The following is a 22,774-nucleotide window of genomic DNA, read 5'->3' on the forward strand; positions in this document are numbered from 1 at the left end:
GGTCGTGAGTACCGCGATCCGCCGCCCCGCGCCCGAGAAGCCCGGCAAGGTGCTCACCCCGCGTGAACGCACCGTGCGCAGTGATCGCAGGCTGGGCGCGATCACCCTGTTGCTCCGCCTGCCCCAGGTCATGGCCCCGTTGGGCCTGCTCACGCTCGTGGCGGTCTCGTCCTCCTCGGCGTGGACGGCCGCGTTGAGTTCGGCGTCCCTGTGTCTCGGCATAGCCGTGAGCGGCGTGGGTGTGGCCGCGCTGGCCAACGCCCGCTGGCGATTGTGGGCCCTGGTCGCGTTCTCCCTGATCCAGGGGATCATCCTTTGGGTGCTGTCACGAGCCCAGGTCACCGAGATCCCGGTCTCGTGGGATGCCGTGTCCGCGCTCGCGCCGTTCTTCGTGGCCGGCGTGGTCATGACACCCATGGGACTGGCCGCGCGGCTCCGCTGGGCCTCCGTGTTGCAAGCACAGGACCGGTCACAAGCGTTCCCGGCGGCCATGCGCCGCGAATCCGTGAACGAGGGACTGGCCACGGTGCTGGGTGCCGCGCTCACGGGACTGCTCGCTGTGACCATGGGCCCGGCGGTGGTGCTGCGTTTCGCCGCTGTGTGGACCGTGCTGATCACGGCGGCATTCGTCCTGCATTCCTCCGCCCGCTGTCCCCGCGCGGACATGCCCCTCTGGTCCTGGCGACGCCCCCGCGGCGCGCCCGGGCGCAGCCGTGCCGTGTTCCGGCTGAGCCATGGATTGATCTACGGTGTGGCGGCGCTGAACGCCCTCATGGGCGCGGTACTCGGGTGCCTCGTGGTGTACTCAGTGTCCCTGGACAGCGTGGAGACCATGGGGGTCATCTATGCGTTGCTGGGGTTCGGGGCCGCCGTGGGGTCGAGCCTGGCCGTGCGTTTCCGCCGCCGGTTGAGCGCTGAGAACATGTGGATTCTCGCCGCCACGGGTGCATTGCTGGCATCCATGCTCATGTCCGGGCCGTCCGGTTTCGTGGGGTATTCCCTCGTGCTCCTCGCGCTCGGGTTGTTCTCAGGCCCGTGCCTGCTGTGCCTCCACAGCAGTGCCGGTTACGTCACTGCGGGCAGCGACGTCCTGGGACTCGTGGCACGCATGACTGTGACGTCGAGCATCGCCACGGCGCTGGGACTCACGCTCAGCGCGTACCTGGGCGTACACTTCGACGACATGACCGCGGCCATGGTCCCCATGGCGGCCGCTATGGTGCTGTTGGCCACCGCCCTCATCTTCAATTACACGCAACGCCGCAGCCCCGGGCCCAGGCCCCGCATCTGACGCTGCTCACACGACGACGCCGCCCGGGCCGGTTCGCAGGGGACCGGGCCGAGCGGCGTCGTACCGCAAGCGCGATCACTCAGTGGCCGCGGGCGATCCATTCACTCAGGTGTGGCTTCTCCTGGCCGATGGTCGTGGAGTCGCCGTGACCCGTGAGCACGAGGGTGTCCTCGGGCAGCGTGAGCAGCCGTTTCTCGATGGAGTCGATGATCGTGGGGAAGTCCGAATAGGACCGCCCCGTGGCACCCGGGCCGCCCTGGAATAACGTGTCCCCGGTAAAGACCACCCCGTTCTCACCCAGGTGCGGGGCGTGGAACACCACGGACCCGGGAGAGTGGCCGGGCGTGGCCAACACGGTGAACACCACGGTGCCCGCAAGGATCTCCTGTCCGTCTCGCAACGGCTCGGGCTCCGGCCCCTCCGGGTAGACGGCGCGCCACAGCATGAGGTCCTCGTGGTTCATCATGATCGGGGCGTCCGTGCCCGCGCGGTCGGTGAACTCGCGCACCGCCGCGATGTGGTCGTCGTGACCGTGGGTCAGCAGCACGTGCGTGATGGTGCGGTCCGCGACTGCGGCGAGCACGGCGTCGGGGTTGTGCGCGGGATCGATCACGACGCACTCGGCCTGGTTACCCACGACCCACACGTTGTTCTCCACGTCGAAGGTCTCGCCGTCCAGGCTGAACGTACCCTCCGTGACGCAGTTCGTGACGGTGACGCCGCCGCGCGGGTCGGTCAGGACGGTCTGCGGTGTGCGCGTCATCGGGCCAGTTCCACGACGGAACGCAGGACCTTGCCGGACTTCATGGTCCCGAACGCGGCGTCCACGTCCTCGAGGGCGATGCGCTCGGAGACGAAGGCATCCAGGTCCAACCGGCCCAGGAGGTACTGGTCCACGAGCATCGGGAAGTCGCGCGAGGGCAGGGTGTCCCCGTACCACGCGGACTTGATGGACCCGCCGTGGGAGAACACCTGGTCCAGCGGGATCTCCGCCACGGTCCCGGGATTGGGAACGCCCACCAGGACCATGCGACCCGCGAGGTCACGCGCCTGGAAGGCCTGCATGAAGGTGTCGGCCACGCCCACGGCGTCGATCACGAGATCCGCGCCGTGACCGCCCGTGAGCTCGCGGATGGTCTCCACGGGATCCACAGACCGAGAATTGACCGTGTGGGTCGCGCCGAGCCGCTGCGCGGTGCTCAGCTTGTCGTCGTCCACGTCCACCGCGATGATCGTGGTCGCACCAGCGAGCGCCGCACCCGCGACCGCGGCGGTGCCCACGCCGCCGCAGCCGATGACCGCTACGGACTCTCCGCGCTTGACCGCACCGGTGTTGATTGCCGCGCCGATCCCGGCGGTGAGGCCGCAGCCCAGCAGACCCACCGCGGCGTACTGCCCGTCCTCGAGCGGGGACTCGATGCGGGTGCACTGCCCGGCGGCGACCAGGGTCTTCTCCGCGAAGGCGCCGATCCCCAGAGCCGGCTCGAGTTCCGTGCCGTCCTCGAGGGTCATCTTCTGCTCGGCATTGTGGGTGTTGAAGCAGTACCACGGCTCACCGCGGCGGCAGGCCCGGCATTCGCCGCACACCGCTCGCCAGTTGAGGATCACGTGATCGCCCACGGCCACCTCCGTGACGCCCTCGCCCACGGCGCTCACCACGCCCGTGGCCTCGTGCCCCAGGAGGTAGGGGAAGGCGTCCCCCACGCCGCCCACCTTGTAGTGCAGGTCCGTCTGACACACCCCGCACGTAAGCACGTCCACGAGTGCCTCGCCCGGCCCCGGATCGGGGACCAGGATGGTTTCCACGGTGGCGGGCTCGTTCTTGGCCCGCACCACCACGCCTTTGACCTTGTGCATACGGTTGCCTCCGTCGTCTCGCAGCTTTCTAGGGTCCTTCCCAGTATGCGTGGTGGCCGCCACACGGCGCACGACGACGCCGCGTACGTTCGCCCCGCGACGAATACCGGGCGCGGATGACGAGCCGGGAGATGATCTGGGTCGACGCAACCAAGTCGGGGAAACCGGTCGGCGACACCGGATGGCAGGCCCTGAACATGAGAACGCGGGCCCGCACGATGGTGCGGGCCCGCGTTGTGAAGGATCGTCGTGGTGACTCAGGAGTCCTGCGAGTAGTCGACGTGCTCGGTGCGCAACCGGATCTTGCGCCCCTCGGCCTCGAGCTTCTCCTCCTTCTCCTTCTGCTTCTTCACCTGGGTGGTGTCCCGGGGAGGCAGCTGGACGGCGTGCTCGGCACGGATCCCGCCCTGCAACTGGCGGCCACGCTCGAGTTCGGCGTCCACCTCGGCGCCGAAGAGGAGCACGTTGTTCATGATCCACAGGCCCAGGAGCAGGATGATCACGGAGCCGATGATGCCGTAGGTCGCGTTGTAGCTCGAGAAGTTCGCCACGTAGAAACCGAACCCGAGCCCGGCGATGATCATGAACACGAGCGCGATCGCTGCGCCCGGGCTCAACCACTTGAACTTGGGCTGCTTCACGTTGGGCGTCGCGTAGTACAGGATCGCGATGAGCAGCACGAGCAGGAACAGGATGACGGGCAGCTTGGCCCAGTTCCACACGGTCACGGTGGTGGAACCCAGACCCACCAGGTCACCCACGGTCTGCGCGAAGTCACCGGAGAGCAACACCATGAACATCACGGCGGCCACGATCAGCACGATGATCAGGGTGATCAGCAGCATGATGGGCTTGAGCTTCCAGAAGGGGCGACCCTCGGCGATCTCGTAGATGCGGTTCATCGCCCGGGAGAACGCACCGGTATAACCCGATGCGGTCCATAGTGCACCCAGGACACCGACGACCAGGGCCAGTCCGGCCCCGGACTGAGTGGTCAGCTGGGAGATGGGTCCGGAGAGCAGATCCACGACGGACGAGGGAGCATAACGGTTCAGGAAGTCTAGGATGGCGCTCGTGGTGGCCTCACCCTGGCCGAACACACCCAGCAGGGACACCAACGCCAGAAGCGCCGGGAAGATGGAGAGCACCGCGAAGTACGTCAGTGTCGCGGCGAGGTCAGTGCATCCGTCCTTACTGAATTCGGACAGGGCGCGCTTGAAGACGTAACCCCATGACTGCCCCTTGAGCTTGGTGGGGGAGTCGGGTTTGGCATCATGGTCCGGGTCCGGGGCCGCGTCCCCCCGACGCGCCGTGGACTCCAAATGCTGAGTTGTCATGGGGGTCCTCTCCAGGAGCGAATGTGGTGGCTGCGCAAAGCAGGTACTCCCAGAAGTTTAGCGACCTTTCGACCCCCGCCCACGCACCGTGCGCCTATACGGCGCCGGCCCCGGTACTGCCGACGACGCCGCCGCACGGCGCAGCGCCATCGGGCGCGGCACTGCATCATATGGTATCGGGGCATGCGGCACCGCCGGGGCGCGACTCCGCTGTACGCGACGTCGCCGGACACGACACCGCGCCCACGACGAATCGTGGGCGCGGTGTGGGCCGCCGTACGGGCGGGTCAGTGCGTGCAGCGGTGCGGATCGGTCACCGTGACAAGGACAACGCGTACTGATGGATGCGTTCACTCAGTCGCGTGAGCACCCTGATCTCCTGGGCATCCAGAGCGGTGCTCATGACGTCCGCGACCATCTGGTCGTTGTCCTGCGAGATCTGCTCGTAGAGCTGGGTCCCGGCATCGGTCAGGGCGACCCGCACACCGCGCAGGTCCTGGGAATCCTGGCGCCGGGTCACGAGCCCCTTGTTCTCGAGACGCTCGAGCATGCGTGAGAGGCTCGATTGCGTCAACAGCACGTGGCTGTTGAGATCGCGTAACCGCAGGCCACCCCGGCCGGTGGTGCACAGCGCGGCCAGGACCTCGAACTCACGACGGGACAAGCCGCGTAAATCCACTCCGCGTTGGAGCTGACGTGTCACCGACACATGGCAGCGGCTTAGTGCATCCCACGCTTCGACACTCCCCCTTGATGTCATTCTTCCCCCTTTGGCAACGTCCACCCCCTATGGACGTTATCTACATGTTACGAGAGGGGATGAGCGCGCCCCCAGCGAGCGGTGTCCACACTTGTGGCCGGGAGGACAGAGCCTGTCCACGCATTGGGGCACAGCTGATCAGGGGTGGAGACGACGGAGGGTCTTTGTGCGCAGTGCAAAAGACCCTCCGTAACGTCCGCCGGAACGGGACTACTTGATGCCGAGCACCTGGGCGGTGTGACCCATGATCTCGTCCGCGAGCTGCGGGTTCTCATTGAGCTTCTTGCCGTAGGAGGGGATCAGCTCCTTGATCCTGGGCTCCCACTCGGACATCTTGGCCGGGAAGCAGCGGGAGAGCAGGTTGAGCATGATCGGCACGGCCGTGGACGCACCGGGGGAGGCGCCCAGCAGAGCACCAATCGAGCCGTCCGCGCTGGTCACGAGTTCGGTGCCGAACTGCAGCACGCCACCCTTCTGTCGATCCGACTTCATGACCTGCACGCGCTGACCGGCCTCGATGAGCTCCCACTGGGACTCCTCGGCGGTGGGGTAGTACTCCCGTAGAGCGTCCATGCGTTGGGACCGGGTCTTGGTCAGTTCGCCCACGAGGTACTTGACTAGGTCCAGGTTGGCCAGACCCGCACGGGTCATGGGGTAGAGGTTGTGCGCGCGCACGCTCTTGGGCAGGTCCAGCAGGGAACCGTGCTTGAGGAAGTTGGGCTTGAACCCGCCGTAGGGCCCAAACATCAGGGTGCGCTCGCCGTGGACGTAGCGCGTGTCCAGGTGGGGCACGGACATGGGCGGGGCGCCCACGGAGGCCTGGCCGTAGACCTTGGCGTTGTGCTGGGACGTGACGGTGGGATCGGTGTTGCGCAGGAAGAGACCGGAGACGGGGAACCCGCCGAAGCCCTTGGCCTCCCGGATCCCCGACTTCTGCAGCAGGGACAGCGCGCCGCCGCCGGCGCCCAGAAAAACGAAACGCGCGTGGATGACGCGGTTGTTGTCGCTGTTGAGCCTGTCCTCGACCGAGACGTTCCAGGAACCGTCGCTCCGGCGTTTCAGGGTGGTGACTTCCTGGCCGTAGCGCACGGTCACGTTGCGCCCGGTCAGGTGGGTGAGCAGCTGGTTGGTGAGGGCACCGAAGTCCACGTCCGTGCCCTCGGGGGCGAAGGTCGCCGCCACGCGACCGGCGCCGCGGCCGTGCATCGTGAGGGGCGCCCACTCGGCGATCTGGTCGCGGTTCTCGGTGAACTCCATGCGCTCGAACAGCTTGTGAGGCTTGAACGCGTCGTAGCGGGCGCGCAGGTAGTCCGCGTGGTCCTCACCGAACACCATGGAGATGTGGGGCACGGGGTTGATGAACGTGCCGGGGGACTCGAGCGTGCCGTTCTCCACGAGCGAGCTCCACAGCTGGCGCGTCACCTGGAACTGCTCGTTGATGTTCAGGGCCTTCTTGGCGCTCACAGTGCCGTCCGCGGCCTGGGGTGCGTAGTTCAGTTCGCACAGCGCAGAGTGTCCGGTGCCCGCGTTGTTCCAGGCATTGGAGCTCTCGAGACCCGCGGCGTTGAGGCGCTCCAGGACGGTCATGGACCAGTCCGGCTGCAGGTCGCTGAGCAGGGTCGCGAGCGTGGCGCTCATGATGCCGGCGCCCACCAGGACGACGTCGACGGATTCGGTGGGTTGAGATGAAGTCACATTGTCTCCCGTGCGTGCATGATCGACGCGGCACTGCGCCGAGGCTTTCCGGTGTCCAGGGTATCCCCAGCTCCGGCCAACTCCCAACGGAGCCGCCGGGCACACATGGTGCGGTTCAGGCCAGGCGCAGCTCGTTGAAGCGTTCGAACCCCGTGGAGGTCAACGGGAAGGACGCCACGCGCGAGTTCACGGCCACCGCCGAGACGGGGTGCGCGAGCGGCACGGCCGGGATCACCGCCGAGACGCGGTCATTGAGCGTGCGGTACGCGGCATTGCGGGCGTCGCCCTGGGGCATGGTGGCGGCGCGGTTGACCGCGGTGAGCAACCCGGCGTCGTCGTCCCCCAACTGCGCGTCGGGGGTGCCCAGCAACGGGCCCATGAAGCCGTCGGGGTCGCGGAAGCTCCCGCTCCAGCCCAGGAGGCTGAACGCGTGGCCCGCGGTGGGATCGGTCACGGCGTCCACGTACCCGTCGTCCCAGTCCATGGGGACGGGGTCCAGACGGAAGCCCGCGCGGGTGAGCTGCGCCGAGATCTGCGCGTACACGCGCTCCGGTTCCTGCAGGTACATCCGGGACGTATTGCGCGGGTAGTAGAAGCGCAGGGCCTGCCCCCGGTAGGAACTGGCCCGCAACTGGTCCCGGGCGCGCTGGGGGTCGTAGCCGGGGATCTGCAGGTTCTCGCCGTCCACGTTGAACCGGGCGGGGACGAACTGGTCCGCCACGTTGGACCCGCTGGGGTACAGCTGGGACGCCAGGGCACCGCGGTCGATCGCGGAGGCGACGGCGCGGCGTACCGCGACGTCCCGCAGCACGGGGACGGAACGGTTGAACCCGAGGTAGGACACGGAGTAGGGGTCGCGGTAGAGCACCTGCACGCCGCGGCGCGCGAGGGGCGCGAAGGCGTCGAGCCCCACGAGGTCGTACGCGTCCACCTCACCTGTGAGCAGGGCCGCACAGCGCACATGTGCGTCACGGATGACCCGCATCTCGAGGGTGCCCACGTCCCCGAGCTCGCCCCAGTAGCCCTCGTGGGCGGAGAGCTTCACGGTGTCGGCGGTCGCCGAGTCGAAGCGGAAGGGGCCCGTGCCCACGGGGTGCTCGTTCTCCGTTCCCGCCTCGATGCTCGCGGGGGAGGCGATCCCGAACGCCGGCTGGGTCAGGGCGGCCAGCAGCGGCGTGTAGGGGCGGGTGAGCTTCACCACCACGGTGCGCTCGTCCGTGACCTCCGTGCCGGCGTAGGCCGAGGCCACGAGCGGGCTCGACGTGCCGTGGCGGAAGGCCGTCGCGAACGCACAGCGCGAGGCCCACGGTTCGGAGGACTCGGCCTGGGCCTGCCACTTGTCGAAGTTCGCCTTGACCGCGGCGGCGTCCAGCGCGGCACCGTCATGGAAGCGGACCCCCCGGCGCAGGGTGAAGGTCACGGACCGACGATCATCCGCGAGCTCCCACGACTGCGCGAGGCCCGGCGCGGGCTCACCGGTCGAGCGGTCCGCCGTCACGAGCCCCTCCAGAATCTGCGTGGCGATCCGGGCCGTCTCCTGCGAGTTCCTCCGGGAGGGGTCCAGCCCCGCCGGTGCCGCGGCGTGCGCCAGAACAAACGTGTTGCGGGGTGCGGTGGCGCTCGCCGAGGGGCGGGCGGTCGTGGACCCGCAACCGGTGAGCATGAGCCCCGCGCCCGCGAGGGAGAGGAAGGAACGCCGTCCGAGGCGGTTCTCAGCAACCACGGCGCATCCTTTCTCTGGCCGCCGCGTCGTCGCACGGCAGTACGCGGCATCATGGTGCGCAAGACGGGAATCGAACCCGCACGCCGTGAGGCACAGGAACCTAAATCCTGCGTGTCTACCAGTTCCACCACTCGCGCTGACATCGGGACCCGGACCCGGCCTGAACGCGGAGGGGGTGCCCGGAATCGTCCACCATACTAACCAGTGACTAACCAGTGCTTCCTCCGCGCTCGCCGAGAAGCGCGCGCGGTGCGGCCCCGGTTCCGGGTCCCAGGCCGGGCGGCGGCCGCCCGCTCAGTTGTCGAGGCCGAGGTCCCGGCGCAGCTTGGCCACGTGCCCCTTGGCGCGCACGTTGTACTGGACGAGGCTCACCGTCCCCTGTTCGTCGAGTACCACGGTCGAGCGGATGAGACCCTCATAGACCTTCCCGTAGTTCTTCTTCTCGCCCCACGCGCCGTACGCCTCCGCCACGGCATGGTCCTCGTCCGAGAGCAGCGGGAAGCCCAGACCCTCGTTCTGTGCGAAGCGCTCGAGGGCAGCGGGAGCGTCCGGCGAGATCCCGAGCACACGGTAACCCTCGGCATCGAACGAGGCCATGTTGTCCCGGAAGTCGCACGCCTGCGTGGTGCAGCCGGGGGTCGCGGCGCGGGGGTAGAAGTACAGGATGACCTTGCTCCCGCGCAGGCCCGCCAGGGCGACGGGCTCCCCGTGGGCGTCGGGCAGGGTGAAATCGGGAGCGGCGTCCCCGGGGGACAGACGAACGGTCACGGCGTGATCCTTCCTGGTGAGTGACAGGTGTTCCCTAAGGACGCGTTCTCACGTACAGTTCAGGGATGCACCCGAGCATGCCATGCTTCGGGTTCACGCACCGGCTCCGGTCTCGGTCCCGCCGTACGACGTCGCTGCGTCCGCCCCGCGCCCAGTGCGCACGATCCCGGGCGGTTCCCGCAGTCGCACGAGAGGGGTTCGCAAGACGATGTTCGGCGCGGGGATTTGACTGGCGGGGTGCCCCGTAGTATTGTTCAGCGATTTCGTCGAGCGGATACGATAGTCCTATGTCCTACAAGAACCAGTGGCCCACGAACCGTCTGCTGTCCACGGCGGCTCGCCTCGTGGAACACGCGTGGAACGAGAACCTCGCGTCTCTCGGTATCACCCACGCGGGCGTGATGGCCCTGGACGTCCTCCGCTCGGAGGGCAGCATGACGCAGGCGCAACTGGCCCACCAAGTGCGCGTCCAGGCCCAGACCATGGGCAAGACCCTGCACCGGTTGGAGGTGCATGGTCACATCACGCGTTCCCGCAACGCGCTCGACCGCCGTTCCCACATGGTGAGCATCTCCCCGGCGGGGGAGCGGGTCCTTGTGGACGCCGCGCGGTTGGAGAAGGGGTTGCTGGGTAGCGACCGTGACACGGATGAGCAGTTCCGCCGCAAGCTCATCGACCTGATCTCCACCCTGGGTGGTGCACGCTGGCGCATGGAGGTCGAGGACGGCGCCGAGACCCCGGCCGGTCCCACGGAGGGTGCCGACTCACCGACGGAGTCGGAACACGGCGCCACGTCGCGCTGACCCGGGCGGCGCAGCGGCGTCGTCGTGACCCGGAACGCGACGAGCGGCGGGGCCACTGCGCACGCTCGTTGAGTTCAGACAGCGAAAGGACCGGATCACATGTGATCCGGTCCTTTCGGTCGTTCCGTGCGCCCCCAGGGACTTGAACCCTGAACCCATTGATTAAGAGTCAATTGCTCTGCCAATTGAGCTAGAGGCGCGGGCGTTGGACGGGTCAGCGGGCGGTGTTCGCCGTTGCTTTCTCCCTCGCAACGAGAGATTACTTTAGCACCACGGCGGGGGGAGTCAAATCGGGCTGCGGGGTGCCGAGGGCCACGTCCGTTGTACAGGTCCTACGGCGTATACCGGACCGTAGAATCGGGGGCATGAGCCACTCCCAGGATGTTCCGCTGTCAGACCTGCGTGTGATCTCCTTGCCCGAGCAGCAGCTCTTCGACGAGATCAGCGCCGAAACCACCGATTTCACGTGCGTGCTGTGGGATCTGGAGAACGAGCCGGAGGGCTGCGCCCGGGAGGACGTGGACATCGCCGTGGCTCCCTACTACAGCGGGCGTTGGCTCAAGGATCCCTCCGTCGTGCGGGACGTGAGTCTGGTGCAGTTGCAGTCCACGGGCTTCGACGGCGTGCCCGAGAAGATCGGTGAGGACGTGGCCCTGGCCGCCGGCGGCTGGGTGCACGCGGCCGGGACCGCGGAGATCGCCCTGGGACTGATCATCGCCGCGCAGCGCAACCTGGACCGGGCCGTGTTGCAACAGCACGAGGGTGTCTACAAGCGGTACTTCTCGCGCGCGGTGGCTGACTCCCGCGTTACCGTGGTGGGCGTCGGGGAGATCGGAGGCGCGGTCATCTCCCGACTCGCACCGTTCGAGGTGGAGCTCACCCGAGTGGCTTCCCACGCCCGCGAGGACGAGGCCGGCCGTATCCACGGCATTGACGAACTCGACGAGATCCTGCCGCGCACCGACATCCTGGTGCTCGCGCTACCCCTCGGCGATGCGACCCGCGACCTGGTGGGCGAGCGGACCCTGGCACTGCTGCCGGACGACGCCCTCGTGGTCAACGTGGGCCGGGGTCCCGTGGTGAACACGGACGCCCTGACCGCGGAGGTCGTCTCGGGCCGTCTGCGCTGCGCGCTGGACGTGGTGGACCCCGAACCGCTTCCCGGTGACCACTCCCTGATGAGCGCGGCGGGCTCGATCGTGCTGCCCCACGTGGGCGGCTCCAACGTCTCCTTCCGCCCCCGGGTGCGCAAGCTGATCCTGGAGCAGCTGGAACTGATCCGGCAGGGTCGCTCACCGCAGTTCCTCGTGCAGCCGGGCCGACTGGCCCTGCAGGACGAGTGAGCACGGACACCCACGGTCCCGCACGGTCGACCACGGACGGGCTCGCGCACGCGGACGGGGGTGCCACGGTGGGGGACACAATGTTTCACATTGTGAGAAGGGGTGTCCGTAGTTTGACACCCGCGTTCTGCGGGTCACACCATGGGCGGTATGACAACGGCACTGCGCATCGTGGTAGACCTCGTACCGGTCGTCCTCATCGGACACCGGGCCTGAGGAGTACTCGACGCGCGTACCCGCCAGGCCCTCAGCCCACGGAACCCGTGGCAAGGGCCTTTTTCCATGTATGACGACCTGTCACCGGCTCGCCCCGCGCCACCCCGCTCGGCATCTCGCACAACACAGCAGGTAAGGACACAGCACTATGAGTAAGGATCAGCCGATCTCACCGGCGGTGATGGCCCAGCGGCGGCCGCCCGCGGCTTCGGTGCCCCGGCCCGCGGAGACGGACCAGGCACGGCTGACGGGTACCGCGGCGGAGGTCGTGGCCCCGGAGGAGATGACCGGTTCCCAGGCGATCATCCGCTCCCTTGAGCAGCTCGGTGTCACGGACGTCTTCGGTCTGCCGGGTGGTGCCATCCTGCCCACCTACGACCCGTTGCTGGACACCGAGAAGATCAACCATATCCTCGTACGCCACGAGCAGGGTGCGGGGCACGCTGCGGAGGGCTACGCCCTGGCCTCGGGTCGCGTGGGCGTGTGCATCGCCACGTCCGGTCCCGGTGCCACGAACCTCGTGACGGCGCTCGCGGACGCCAACATGGACTCGATCCCCATGCTCGCGATCACCGGTCAGGTGGTCAGCTCCGCGATCGGTTCGGACGCCTTCCAGGAGGCGGACATCGTGGGCATGACCATGCCGGTGACCAAGCACTCCTACCTGGTCACGGACGCCCAGGAGATCCCCCGGGTCATCGCCGAGGCTTTCCACCTCTCCTCGACCGGGCGTCCGGGACCCGTCCTGGTGGACGTGGCCAAGGACGCCCAGCAGGCGATGATGACCTTCAGCTGGCCCCCGCAGATGGAACTGCCGGGCTACCGTCCCGTGACGCGCGGGCACTCCAAGCAGATCAAGGAGGCCGCCCGCATGATCGCGGCGGCACAGCGTCCGGTGCTCTACACGGGTGGCGGCGCCATGCGGGCGGACGTGCCCGCGGAACTGCTCGAGCTCGCCGAACTCACCGGCGCGCCGGTGGTCACCACGCTCACGGCGCGCGGGATTTTCCCCGACTCGCACGACCAGAACCTGGGCATGCCCGGGATGCACGGGACCGTGCCGGCGGTGTACGCGCTGCAGCAGTCGGACCTGCTGATCACCCTGGGAGCGCGCTTCGACGACCGCGTGACCGGTCAGCTGAGCTCGTTCGCCCCGAACGCCAAGGTGATCCACGCGGACATCGACCCCGCGGAGATCTCCAAGAACCGCGTGGCGGACGTGCCCATCGTGGGGGATCTCAAGTACGTGATACCGGACCTCACCCAGGCCGTGCGCCAGGAGTTCGAGGAAACCGGCACGCCGGATCTGGGTCTGTGGTGGGATACCCTGAACTCCCTGAGCGAGACCTATCCGCTGGGCTACACCAAGACCGATGACGGTCTGGGCAGTCCCCAGTACGTGATCGAGCGGATCTCCGAGCTGACCGGGCCGGATGCGGTCTACGTCTCCGGTGTGGGGCAGCACCAGATGTGGTCCGCGCAGTTCGTGGACTACGAGCGGCCCCGGCAGTGGCTGAACTCCGCGGGCCTGGGCACCATGGGTTTCGCGGTCCCCGCGGCCATGGGTGCGCAGGTGTCCCAGCCGGACCGCGTGGTGTGGGCGATCGACGGTGACGGGTGCTTCCAGATGACCAATCAGGAACTCGCCACGTGCGTGATCAACAATATTCCCATCAAGGTCGCGGTGATCAACAACTCGTCCCTGGGCATGGTGCGCCAGTGGCAGACCCTGTTCTACGACGGTCGCTACTCCAACACGGAGCTGAACACGGGTCACAACTCCCGCCGCATCCCCGATTTCGTCAAGCTCGCGGAGGCCTACGGCTGTGCCGCCCTGCGCTGTGAGAAGGACGAGGACGTGGACGAGACCATCAAGAAGGCGCTCGAGATCAACGACCGCCCCGTGGTGATCGACTTCGTGGTCTCCGCGAACGCGATGGTGTGGCCCATGGTCCCCGCCGGGGTCTCCAACGACCAGATCCAGATCGCCCGCAACATGACGCCCGAGTGGAACACGGAGGACTGATCGATGAGCCGACACACTCTTTCCGTCCTGGTGGAGGACAAGCCGGGCGTGCTGACCCGCGTGGCGGGGTTGTTCGCGCGGCGCGCGTTCAACATCCACTCGCTCGCGGTGGGCCCCACGGAGCTGAACGGGATCTCCCGGATCACCGTGGTGGTCGACGCTGAGGGTGAGCTGCTCGAGCAGGTCACCAAGCAGCTGAACAAGCTGATCAACGTGATCAAGATCGTGGAGCTGTCGCCGGAGTCCTCCGTGCAGCGGGACCACATCCTGGTCAAGGTCCGCGCGGACGCGGCCACCCGGTTGCAGGTCACGCAGGCCGCGGACCTGTTCCGCGCCACGATCGTGGACGTCTCCACGGAATCCGTGGTCATCGAGTCCACCGGATCGCGCGACAAGATCCACGCCCTCATGGACGTCCTGGAACCCTTCGGGATCCGGGAGATCGTGCGAGCCGGCACCGTGGCCCTGGGCCGCGGCCCCAAATCCATGTCCGATCGCGCCCTGCGTCACTGACCGCTCGGCCGCAGGACACCGCATCTCGCGCAACGCCCGTGCCGTTGCGCCCCGACGTGCAATGCCCATCCGCTATTCGAAGGAGATAGAGCAAGCCCATGGCAAAGATCTACTACAACGACGACGCCGACCTGTCGATCATCCAGAACCGCTCCGTGGCCATCATCGGCTACGGTTCGCAGGGCCACGCCCACGCGCTGAACCTGCGTGACTCGGGCGTGGACGTCCGCATCGGCCTGTCCGAGAACTCCAAGTCCCGCGCCAAGGCGGAGGCCCAGGGCCTGCGCGTGCTGACCGTGGCCGAGGCCGCCAAGGAAGCGGACGTCATCATGATCCTGACCCCGGACCAGGTCCAGGCGCAGGTGTTCGAGGAGTCCATCAAGGACAACCTGGACGAGGGTGACGCGATCTTCTTCGCGCACGGCTTCAACATCCGTTTCGGTTACATCACGGCCCCCGAGGGGGTGGACGTGGCCATGGTCGCCCCCAAGGGCCCGGGCCACACCGTGCGCCGCGAGTTCGAGGCCGGGCGCGGTGTCCCGGACCTCGTGGCCGTCGAGGTGGACGCGTCCGGTCAGGCGCTGCAGCTCGCGCTGTCCTACGCCAAGGGCATCGGTGGCACGCGCGCTGGCGTCATCAAGACCACCTTCACCGAGGAGACCGAGTCGGACCTGTTCGGTGAGCAGGCCGTGCTGTGCGGCGGCATGTCCCACCTGGTCCAGTACGGCTTCGAGACGCTGACCGAGGCCGGCTACCAGCCGGAGATCGCGTACTTCGAGGTGCTGCACGAGCTCAAGCTCATCGTGGACCTCATGGTCGAGGGCGGCATCGCCAAGCAGCGCTGGTCCATCTCCGACACCGCCGAGTACGGCGACTACGTCTCCGGCCCGCGCGTGATCGACCCCTCCGTCAAGGAGCGCATGCAGGACGTTCTCAAGGACATCCAGGAGGGCGTCTTCGCGGACCGCTTCATGAAGGACCAGGCCGCCGGCGGCAGCGAGTTCAAGGAGTTGCGCGCCAAGGAGGAGAAGCACCCCATCGAGACAACGGGCCGCCAGCTGCGCTCGCTGTTCGCGTGGGAGCAGACGGACGAGGACTACACCGAGGGCACCGCCGCTCGCTGATCCCTCCTCCCGTTGCCTCCGCGCCAACGGAGCGTGACATGACTGACGACGACGCCGCGGTGCCCCTCCCACGGGAGGGGCACCGCGGCGTCGTACCCACTTCAAGGGCGACGGGCACGGTGCGCGGGTCGATAGAGTGGTGGGGTGACTGAGCAGACTCCCTTCTACGTGACCACGGCCATTTCCTACCCCAACGGCGCGCCGCACATCGGCCATGCCTACGAGCACATCGCCGCGGACACCCTGGCCCGGTTCAAGCGGCTGGACGGCTTCGACGTCCGCTTCCAGACGGGGACGGACGAGCACGGCCAGAAGATGCAGCAGACCGCCGAGAAGCTGGGCGTGAGCCCTCGTGACCTCGCGGACGCCAATTCCGCGCGCTTCCTGGCCATGGACGACAAACTGCAGATCGGTTACGACCGCTTCATCCGCACCACGGACGAGGACCACTACGCGGCGTCGCAGGAGCTGTGGCGGCGCATGGAGGCCAACGGGGATATCTACCTGGGCAAGTACGCCGGCTGGTACTCCGTGCGGGACGAGGCCTACTACGCCGAGGACGAGACCGAGGTGCGCGCAGATGGTCAGCGCTACTCGATCGGTACGGGCACGGAGCTCACGTGGACCGAGGAGGAGAGCTACTTCTTCCGGCTCTCCGCGTACCAGGACCGCTTGCTCGAGCTCTACCGCACCGGGTTCGTTCAGCCCCAGACGCGCTCGCACGAGATCGCGTCCTTCGTGAGCGGCGGACTGCAGGACCTGTCCATCTCCCGCGCCACGTTCGACTGGGGCGTGCCCGTGCCGGGCAACCCCCAGCACGTGATGTACGTGTGGGTGGACGCCCTGACCAACTACCTCACGGGTCTGGGCTACCCGGACACGGACGCCGAGCTGTTCCGGGCGTTCTGGCCCGCGGACGTGCACCTGATCGGCAAGGACATCGCGCGCTTCCACGCCGTGTACTGGCCGGCGTTCCTGATGTCCGCGGGGCTCGAGCTGCCCCGGAAGGTCTTCGCGCACGGGTTCCTGTTCAACCAGGGCGAGAAGATGTCCAAGTCCGTGGGCAACGTGATCGATCCCCACGCCCTGATCGGCGAGTACGGGCTGGACCAGTTGCGCTTCTTCCTATTGCGAGAGGTCCCGTTCGGCCAGGACGGCAACTACTCGCACGACGCGATCGCCGGACGCATCAACTCGGATCTCGCCAACGACCTCGGCAACCTGGCCCAGCGCAGCCTCTCGATGATCGCCAAGAACCTCGGGGGCGCGGTGCCGGAACCGCGGGACTTCACTGCCGAGGACCTCGAAATGCTCGAACAGGCGGAGTCGGCGGTGGGGGACTACCGCGCGGCGTTCGACGAGCTCGCGTTTCACCGCGGTCTGGAGACCGTGTGGCGGGTCATCGCCTCGGCCAACCGCTACTTCACGGCGCAGCAGCCGTGGGTGCTGCGCAAGACCGATCCGGAACGGATGGCCACCGTGCTATACGTGACGGCGGAGGTGCTGCGCATCGTCGCGATCCTCGTACAGCCGGTCATGCCGGATTCCATGGCCAGGCTGCTGGACCAGCTCGGTCAGCCCGAGGGGCAGGCGCGGCAGTTCTCGGCCCTGGGGACGCGGCTCGCCGCGGGGACCGAACTGCCCAAGCCCTCCGGCGTGTTCCCGCGCTACGAGGCCCCGGAGGCGCTCCAGGACTGAGGTACTGCGGTATCGAGGGGCGGTGGCCGGGTCGTCGTCGGGCGGCCCGGCCGTTGCCTGTCCGCACGACGCCGCAGCGACCGTTGCGGGCCGGCCGAGCGTCGTCGGTCCGGTCGGCTGTCAGCGGATCTCGCGCCCACTGTTTGTCTCGCTATATGAAACCCGGGTTCACCATGTGGAAGGCCGCGGCGGGCGCACCTAAGCTGGCCTCCATGAGCCCGACGTCACCTTCCGCACCCGCCCGCAGCCACTCGATCGCCGTCCTGCCCGGTGACGGTATCGGCCCGGAGGTCGTGGCCGAGGCCGTCAAGGTCCTCGACGCCGTGACCCGCCCCGCGGGGGTGACCCTCGAGAAGACGAGCTACCCGCTCGGCGCCGAGCACTGGCTCGAGACCGGGGAGGTGCTCAACGAGGACACCATGGAACGGTTGCGTTCCCACGACGCGATCCTGTTCGGTGCCGTGGGTGCCGCCCCCAACGACAAGCGCATCCCCTCCGGGATCCTCGAACGCGATCTGCTGCTCAAGCTGCGCTTCGGGTTCGACCACTACATCAACCTGCGCCCCGCGGTGCTGTACCCCGGTGCCACGAGCCCTCTGTCGGACCCGGGGGAGATCGACTTCGTGGTCGTGCGCGAGGGCACCGAGGGGCTCTACGCGGGTAACGGTGGCACGCTGCGCACGGGCACCGAGCACGAGATCGCGACCGAGGTGTCCGTGAACACCGCCCATGGTGTCCGCCGCCTGGTGCGCTACGCGTTCGACCTCGCGAACAGCCGCACGCGCAAGCGGCTGACCCTGGTCCACAAGCACAACGTCCTGGTCAACGCCGGGCGGCTCTACCAGCGAACCGTGGACGAGATCGGGGAGCAGTACCCGGACGTCACCGTGAACTACATGCACATCGACGCCGCCACGATCTTCATGACCACCGACCCCGCGCGCTTCGACGTGATCGTGACCGACAACCTGTTCGGGGACATCCTCACCGACCAGGCCGGCGCGGTCACCGGGGGTATCGGTCTGGCGCCCAGCGGCAATATCAACGCGGACCGCACCGCGCCGTCCATGTTCGAGCCCGTCCACGGCTCCGCCCCGGACATCGCCGGTACCGGCACCGCCCAGCCCACGGCCGCGATCCTCGCGGGCGCCATGATGCTCGAGCACCTGGGCCACCCCGATCTCGCGGAACAGGTCAACGCCGCCGTGCGCGCAGACCTGGAGGCGAACGGTTCCGCGCAGCGCAGCACGTCGCAGGTGGGCGACGACGTCGTGGCGCAGTTGGGTGCGCGCAGCGTCTAAGGTCCGCGTCCCGGCCACCGCGGGCGGGATACTGGGAGCACATCATCACGTGCCAGCGCACCGCCTCAGCAGGGATGCCCGGCAGCACGCCGTCGAAGGAGAACACCCGTGAGCACTGAATTCGTCAAGCAGCTCAACCCCCACCCCGCAACCGATGAGGTGCGCGAAGCCGTGTTGCAGAACCCCGGTTTCGGCAAACACTTCACGGACCACATGGTGTGCATCGACTGGCAGGGGGACGTGGAAGCGAACACCGGCCGCTGGGACAACGCACGGCTGCAGCCGTACGGCCCGCTGAGCCTGGACCCGTCCACCGCCGTGCTGCACTACGGCCAGGAGATCTTCGAGGGACTCAAGGCCTACCGGCACGCGGACGGATCCGTGTGGAGCTTCCGCCCCGAGGCCAACGCCGCGCGGCTGAATCGCTCGGCGCAGCGGCTGGCCCTGCCCACGCTGCCCGAGGAGACGTTTGTAGATGCCATCCGCGAGCTCGTGGCCCAGGACGAGAAGTGGGTTCCTTCCGGGGAGGGCGAGTCCCTCTACATCCGTCCGTTCATGATCGGTACGGAGCCGTTCCTGGGGGTGCGTCCGTCCAGGCAGGCGCTGTTCTCCGTGATCGCGTCCCCGGCGGGCAATTACTTCGGCACGGTCGAACCCGTGGACATCTGGCTCTCGCGCACGTATGCCCGCGCGGGCAAGGGCGGCACGGGCTCCGCGAAGTGCGGTGGCAACTACGCGGCGTCGTTGATCGCCCAGATGGAGGGGGACGCGCACGGGTGCAGCCAGGTGCTCTTTCTGGACCACGAGCGCGGGGACGCGGTCGAGGAACTCGGTGGCATGAACGTGTTCTTCATCTTCGACGACGGCCGGCTCGTGACCCCCGAACTGACCGGGACCATTCTCGAGGGGATCACGCGCGACTCCGTGATCCAGCTGGCCAAGGAGCGCGGGCTGCAGGTCGAGGAACGCGCCTTCACCCTGGACGAGTGGCGCGAGGGCGTGAACTCGGGTCACCTCACGGAGGTCTTCGCGTGCGGCACGGCCGCGGTGATCGCACCCGTGCGGCGGCTCGTGAGCCACGACGAGACCATCGGCCCGGAGGACGCGGCTCCCGGCGAGGTGACCATGTCCATCCGCAAGCAGTTGCTGGACATCCAGACCGGTAAGGCGGAGGACACGCACGGTTGGTTGACCCGCTTGGCGTGATCCACGTGGCGTGAATCCCTCGGCACGCTTCGCGTGGCGGGGTCCGTGCCACCCGTTCGACCAGCCGCCCCCGGTCCGACCTCGGTTGCACCGGGGGCGGCTGTGTAGCCTGTGAGCATGCGCATCGCACGGTTCACACACGACAACGAAATCCACTTCGGCACGGTGCACGGGGAACCCGGCGCCGAGACGCTGCGGTACCTCACCGGCGACCCCCTGTACGTGGGGATCCAGGAGCTCGAACGCACCGTGGCCGTGTCCGAGGCCCGGTTGCTCGCCCCGGTGATCCCGCGCTCCAAGATCGTGTGCGTGGGGCGCAATTACGCAGCGCACGCGAAGGAGCTCGGCAACGAGCTGCCGCCCGCTCCCATGCTGTTCTTCAAACCGAACACCGCGGTGTCCGGTCCCGGCGATCCCGTGACCCTGCCCAGCTGGACCGAGGAGGTCTCGTACGAGGCCGAGCTCGCCGTGGTGATCGGGCGCATGTGCAAGGACGTTCCCGTGGAACGCGTTCCCGAGGTTGTGTTCGGCTACACCGCCGCGAACGACCTCACGGCCCGCGACGCCCAGCGCACCGACGGCCAGTGGGCCCGGGCCAAGGGGTTCGACGGCGCGTGCCCGATCGGCCCGTGGATCGAGACCGAGCTGGACACCTCCGCCCTGTCCGTGCGCTCCACCGTGAACGGGCAGCTCAAACAGGACGGCAACACGCGGGACATGATCTTCGACGTGGCCACACTCGTCTCCTACGCGTCCGAGGCCTTCACGCTGTTGCCCGGTGACGTCATCCTCACGGGGACCCCCGCGGGGGTCGGGATCGTGGACGAGGGCGATCAGCTCTCCGTGCAGGTCGAGGGGATCGGCGAGCTCACCACGGTGCTGCGGCGCTGACCCGGCGCGCCGCCGGCCCACCCCGGGGCGCGCCGTTACCGGGCCACCCCGGGGCGCGCCGTCGCCTGACGACCCCCGGGGCGCACGCGTTGCCGAGCCGTCCCTCGGCGCGCCGTCGTCGGAACCGGCCGGGGTGGTGCGGCAGCGCTCGCCGACACCCGCGCGGGCAGTCCCCGCGGGCAGTCCCCGTGCCCGCCGCGGGGATGACTCCTACCCGTAGAATAAACGCATCATGACTGACGACGCAGCGACTTTGCACCCCACCGTTCCCGCCGACGCACCCGTGCGCGTGCGCTTCTGCCCGTCCCCCACGGGCACCCCGCACGTGGGTCTGATTCGCACGGCCCTGTTCAACTGGGCGTGGGCCCGCCACACGGGCGGCACGCTGGTGTTCCGGATCGAGGACACGGACGCCGCCCGCGATTCCGAGGAGAGCTTCCAGCAGATCCTGGACGCCCTGGACTGGCTGGGCATCACGTGGGACGAGGGCGTCAACGTGGGCGGACCCCACGAGCCCTACCGGCAGTCCCAGCGCGGCGAGATCTACCAGGACGTCTTGACCCGGCTCGTGGCCGGCGGCTACGTCTACGAGGACTTCTCCACGCCCGAGGAGGTCGAGCAGCGTCACCGTGCCAAGGGTGAGGACCCCAAGCGCGGGTACGACAACTTCGATCGCGACCTCACAGAGGAGCAGAAGGATGCGTTCCGGGCCGAGGGCCGCAAGCCCGTGCTGCGCCTGCGCATGCCGGACGAGGACATCACGTTCACGGACCTCGTGCGCGGTGAGATCACCTTCAAGGCGGGCTCGGTCCCGGACTTCGTGGTGGCCCGCGCGAACGGCCAGCCGCTCTACACACTCGTGAACCCCGTGGACGACGCCCTCATGGGGATCACCCACGTACTGCGCGGCGAGGACCTGCTGTCCTCCACGCCCCGGCAGATCGCGCTGTACCGCGCCCTCATGGGCATCGGGGTCGCCGAGTTCATCCCCGAGTTCGGGCACCTGCCCTACGTCATGGGGGAGGGCAACAAGAAGCTCTCCAAGCGGGACCCGGAGTCCAACCTCTTCCACCACCGCGACAACGGGTTCATCCCCGAGGGTTTGCTGAACTACCTGGCCCTGCTCGGGTGGTCGCTGTCCGCGGACGAGGACATCTTCACCGTGGACCAACTCGTGGCGAACTTCGACATCCACGACGTCCTGGCCAACCCTGCGCGCTTCGACCTCAAGAAGGCCACGGCGATCAACGGCACGCACGTGCGCATGCTGGACCCCCGGGACTTCCGGGACCGGCTGATCCCGTACCTGCGCTCTGCCGGCCTCGTGGGGGAGACCCTGACCGAGAAGGAGAACGACGTCCTGGATCGGGCCGCCCCGCTCGTGCAGGAGCGCATGAACCTGCTCGGTGAGACCCCCGGCCTGCTGGGCTTCCTCTTCCTGCCGGACGAGCAGATCGAGATCGCCCCGGACGCTGCCAAGCAGCTCAAGGACAGCGCACCCCAGGTGCTCGACGCCGCTCTCACGGCTCTCGAGTCGCTGGAGGAGTTCTCGGCCGAGAAGATTGAGATCGCCCTGCGCGAGGCGATCGTGGATGGCCTGGGGATCAAGCCGCGCCTGGCGTTCGGCCCGGTCCGCACGGCAGTGTCCGGCCAGCGGATCTCCCCGCCCCTATTCGAATCCCTCGAAATCCTGGGGAAAGAATCGTCGCTCAAGCGCATCCGCGCGCTGCGCGAGCACCTCGCCGCGTCCTAACGCGATCCGTCCGCGACGGGTGGGTGTCACCCGGGAGGCGACCCCCACCCCGCGGACCGGTTTGGCAGCGGCGGCTTCCCCGGGTATAGTTATTGCTCGTTGCGCGGCCGATCCGGTGCGGACCGGGCGGGCAGCGAGACCATTGGGATATGGTGTAATTGGCAACACAACGGTTTCTGGTACCGTCATTCTAGGTTCGAGTCCTGGTATCCCAGCGCTTTCTGGCATCGGACGGACCACGGTTCGAACGAACCGAGCATCGCTGTTCCACGGTGGGTTTTCCCAAATTGGAGCATGACCGCGAAGATGTTACTGTTTGGTGCGTCAACGCGGGACCGCACAGGAACGAGTTTCCGACAGCGGTCCACGGAAAGTACACGGCCCCATCGTATAGCGGCCTAGTACGCCGCCCTCTCACGGCGGTAACGCGGGTTCGAATCCCGCTGGGGTCACTACAGAAGAGCCTCGG

General features: G+C 67.9%; 18 protein-coding genes and 4 tRNA genes. 13 read left to right on the plus strand and 9 right to left on the minus strand.

What is annotated here, in order from left to right:
- Positions 1–4: 4 nt before the first annotated feature.
- A complete protein-coding gene (locus tag HBK84_RS05215; protein WP_240919109.1) occupies positions 5–1,291 on the plus strand; it encodes a hypothetical protein in 1,287 nt (428 codons plus the stop codon).
- 79 nt (positions 1,292–1,370) lie between these two features.
- Here HBK84_RS05215 and HBK84_RS05220 read toward each other — a convergent pair whose 3' ends face one another.
- The 8 genes from HBK84_RS05220 to bcp form a co-directional block, all read right to left on the minus strand.
- The gene (locus HBK84_RS05220) at positions 1,371–2,054 is read right to left on the minus strand and encodes an MBL fold metallo-hydrolase (protein ID WP_167318363.1); all 684 of its coding nucleotides are present in this window, start codon (positions 2,052–2,054) and stop codon (positions 1,371–1,373) included.
- Positions 2,051–3,148, minus strand: a complete 1,098-nt coding sequence (locus HBK84_RS05225) for an S-(hydroxymethyl)mycothiol dehydrogenase (RefSeq protein WP_167318364.1) — start codon at positions 3,146–3,148, stop codon at positions 2,051–2,053. Before HBK84_RS05225 ends, HBK84_RS05220 begins: the two co-directional genes overlap by 4 nt.
- A 257-nt stretch (positions 3,149–3,405) precedes the next feature.
- A complete protein-coding gene (locus HBK84_RS05230; RefSeq protein WP_167318365.1) occupies positions 3,406–4,485 on the minus strand; it encodes a YihY/virulence factor BrkB family protein in 1,080 nt (359 codons plus the stop codon).
- Positions 4,486–4,798: 313 nt separating this feature from the next.
- Positions 4,799–5,149, minus strand: a complete 351-nt coding sequence (locus HBK84_RS05235) for a MarR family winged helix-turn-helix transcriptional regulator (RefSeq protein WP_231885488.1) — start codon at positions 5,147–5,149, stop codon at positions 4,799–4,801.
- Between the two features lie 306 nt (positions 5,150–5,455).
- Entirely contained in the window at positions 5,456–6,940 is a 1,485-nt protein-coding gene (locus HBK84_RS05240; protein ID WP_167318366.1) for a malate:quinone oxidoreductase, read from the minus strand.
- Positions 6,941–7,055: 115 nt separating this feature from the next.
- Positions 7,056–8,663 (minus strand): ABC transporter substrate-binding protein, encoded by a 1,608-nt coding sequence (locus HBK84_RS05245; protein ID WP_240919110.1) that lies wholly within the window; start codon positions 8,661–8,663, stop codon positions 7,056–7,058.
- Between the two features lie 52 nt (positions 8,664–8,715).
- Positions 8,716–8,800: transfer RNA gene (locus tag HBK84_RS05250), tRNA-Leu, on the minus strand.
- Positions 8,801–8,957: 157 nt separating this feature from the next.
- Positions 8,958–9,431 carry a thioredoxin-dependent thiol peroxidase gene (gene bcp, locus HBK84_RS05255; protein WP_167318367.1) on the minus strand — a complete coding sequence of 158 codons (474 nt, stop codon included), beginning with the start codon at positions 9,429–9,431 and terminating at the stop codon, positions 8,958–8,960.
- Positions 9,432–9,718: 287 nt separating this feature from the next.
- Here bcp and HBK84_RS05260 point away from each other — a divergent pair, with 287 nt between their 5' ends.
- Positions 9,719–10,234 carry a MarR family winged helix-turn-helix transcriptional regulator gene (locus HBK84_RS05260; protein WP_167318368.1) on the plus strand — a complete coding sequence of 172 codons (516 nt, stop codon included), beginning with the start codon at positions 9,719–9,721 and terminating at the stop codon, positions 10,232–10,234.
- A gap of 127 nt (positions 10,235–10,361) precedes the next feature.
- Here HBK84_RS05260 and HBK84_RS05265 read toward each other — a convergent pair.
- Positions 10,362–10,434, minus strand: a tRNA-Lys gene (locus tag HBK84_RS05265).
- 165 nt (positions 10,435–10,599) lie between these two features.
- On the opposite strand from HBK84_RS05265, the gene HBK84_RS05270 reads away from it, so the two are divergent.
- From HBK84_RS05270 to HBK84_RS05320, 11 genes are all read left to right on the plus strand, one after another.
- The gene (locus HBK84_RS05270; RefSeq protein ID WP_131332693.1) at positions 10,600–11,577 is read left to right on the plus strand and encodes an NAD(P)-dependent oxidoreductase; all 978 of its coding nucleotides are present in this window, start codon (positions 10,600–10,602) and stop codon (positions 11,575–11,577) included.
- A 364-nt stretch (positions 11,578–11,941) separates the two neighbouring features.
- Positions 11,942–13,819, plus strand: coding sequence for an acetolactate synthase large subunit (locus tag HBK84_RS05275; protein ID WP_167318369.1), 1,878 nt, complete (start codon positions 11,942–11,944; stop codon positions 13,817–13,819).
- A 3-nt stretch (positions 13,820–13,822) separates the two neighbouring features.
- The gene (gene ilvN / locus HBK84_RS05280) at positions 13,823–14,332 is read left to right on the plus strand and encodes an acetolactate synthase small subunit (RefSeq protein ID WP_064845687.1); all 510 of its coding nucleotides are present in this window, start codon (positions 13,823–13,825) and stop codon (positions 14,330–14,332) included.
- A gap of 98 nt (positions 14,333–14,430) precedes the next feature.
- Positions 14,431–15,456: a ketol-acid reductoisomerase gene (gene ilvC / locus HBK84_RS05285; RefSeq protein WP_085106315.1), complete on the plus strand. Its 1,026-nt coding sequence runs from the start codon at positions 14,431–14,433 to the stop codon at positions 15,454–15,456.
- Positions 15,457–15,600: 144 nt separating this feature from the next.
- Positions 15,601–17,154 carry a methionine--tRNA ligase gene (gene metG / locus HBK84_RS05290; RefSeq protein WP_167318370.1) on the plus strand — a complete coding sequence of 518 codons (1,554 nt, stop codon included), beginning with the start codon at positions 15,601–15,603 and terminating at the stop codon, positions 17,152–17,154.
- A 212-nt stretch (positions 17,155–17,366) separates the two neighbouring features.
- A complete protein-coding gene (locus HBK84_RS05295; RefSeq protein ID WP_167318371.1) occupies positions 17,367–18,455 on the plus strand; it encodes a 3-isopropylmalate dehydrogenase in 1,089 nt (362 codons plus the stop codon).
- Between the two features lie 108 nt (positions 18,456–18,563).
- Positions 18,564–19,661 (plus strand): branched-chain amino acid aminotransferase, encoded by a 1,098-nt coding sequence (locus HBK84_RS05300; RefSeq protein ID WP_167318372.1) that lies wholly within the window; start codon positions 18,564–18,566, stop codon positions 19,659–19,661.
- A gap of 117 nt (positions 19,662–19,778) precedes the next feature.
- Entirely contained in the window at positions 19,779–20,552 is a 774-nt protein-coding gene (locus HBK84_RS05305) for a fumarylacetoacetate hydrolase family protein (protein ID WP_131332698.1), read from the plus strand.
- 232 nt (positions 20,553–20,784) lie between these two features.
- Positions 20,785–22,305: a glutamate--tRNA ligase gene (gltX, locus tag HBK84_RS05310; protein ID WP_144998158.1), complete on the plus strand. Its 1,521-nt coding sequence runs from the start codon at positions 20,785–20,787 to the stop codon at positions 22,303–22,305.
- A 143-nt stretch (positions 22,306–22,448) separates the two neighbouring features.
- A tRNA-Gln gene (locus tag HBK84_RS05315) sits at positions 22,449–22,520 on the plus strand.
- A 164-nt stretch (positions 22,521–22,684) separates the two neighbouring features.
- Positions 22,685–22,757 (plus strand) — tRNA-Glu (locus HBK84_RS05320).
- The last annotated feature ends 17 nt before the right edge of the window (positions 22,758–22,774 follow it).

The sequence above is a fragment of the Kocuria sp. KD4 genome (assembly GCF_011769905.1).
Lineage (GTDB): Bacteria > Actinomycetota > Actinomycetes > Actinomycetales > Micrococcaceae > Kocuria > Kocuria marina.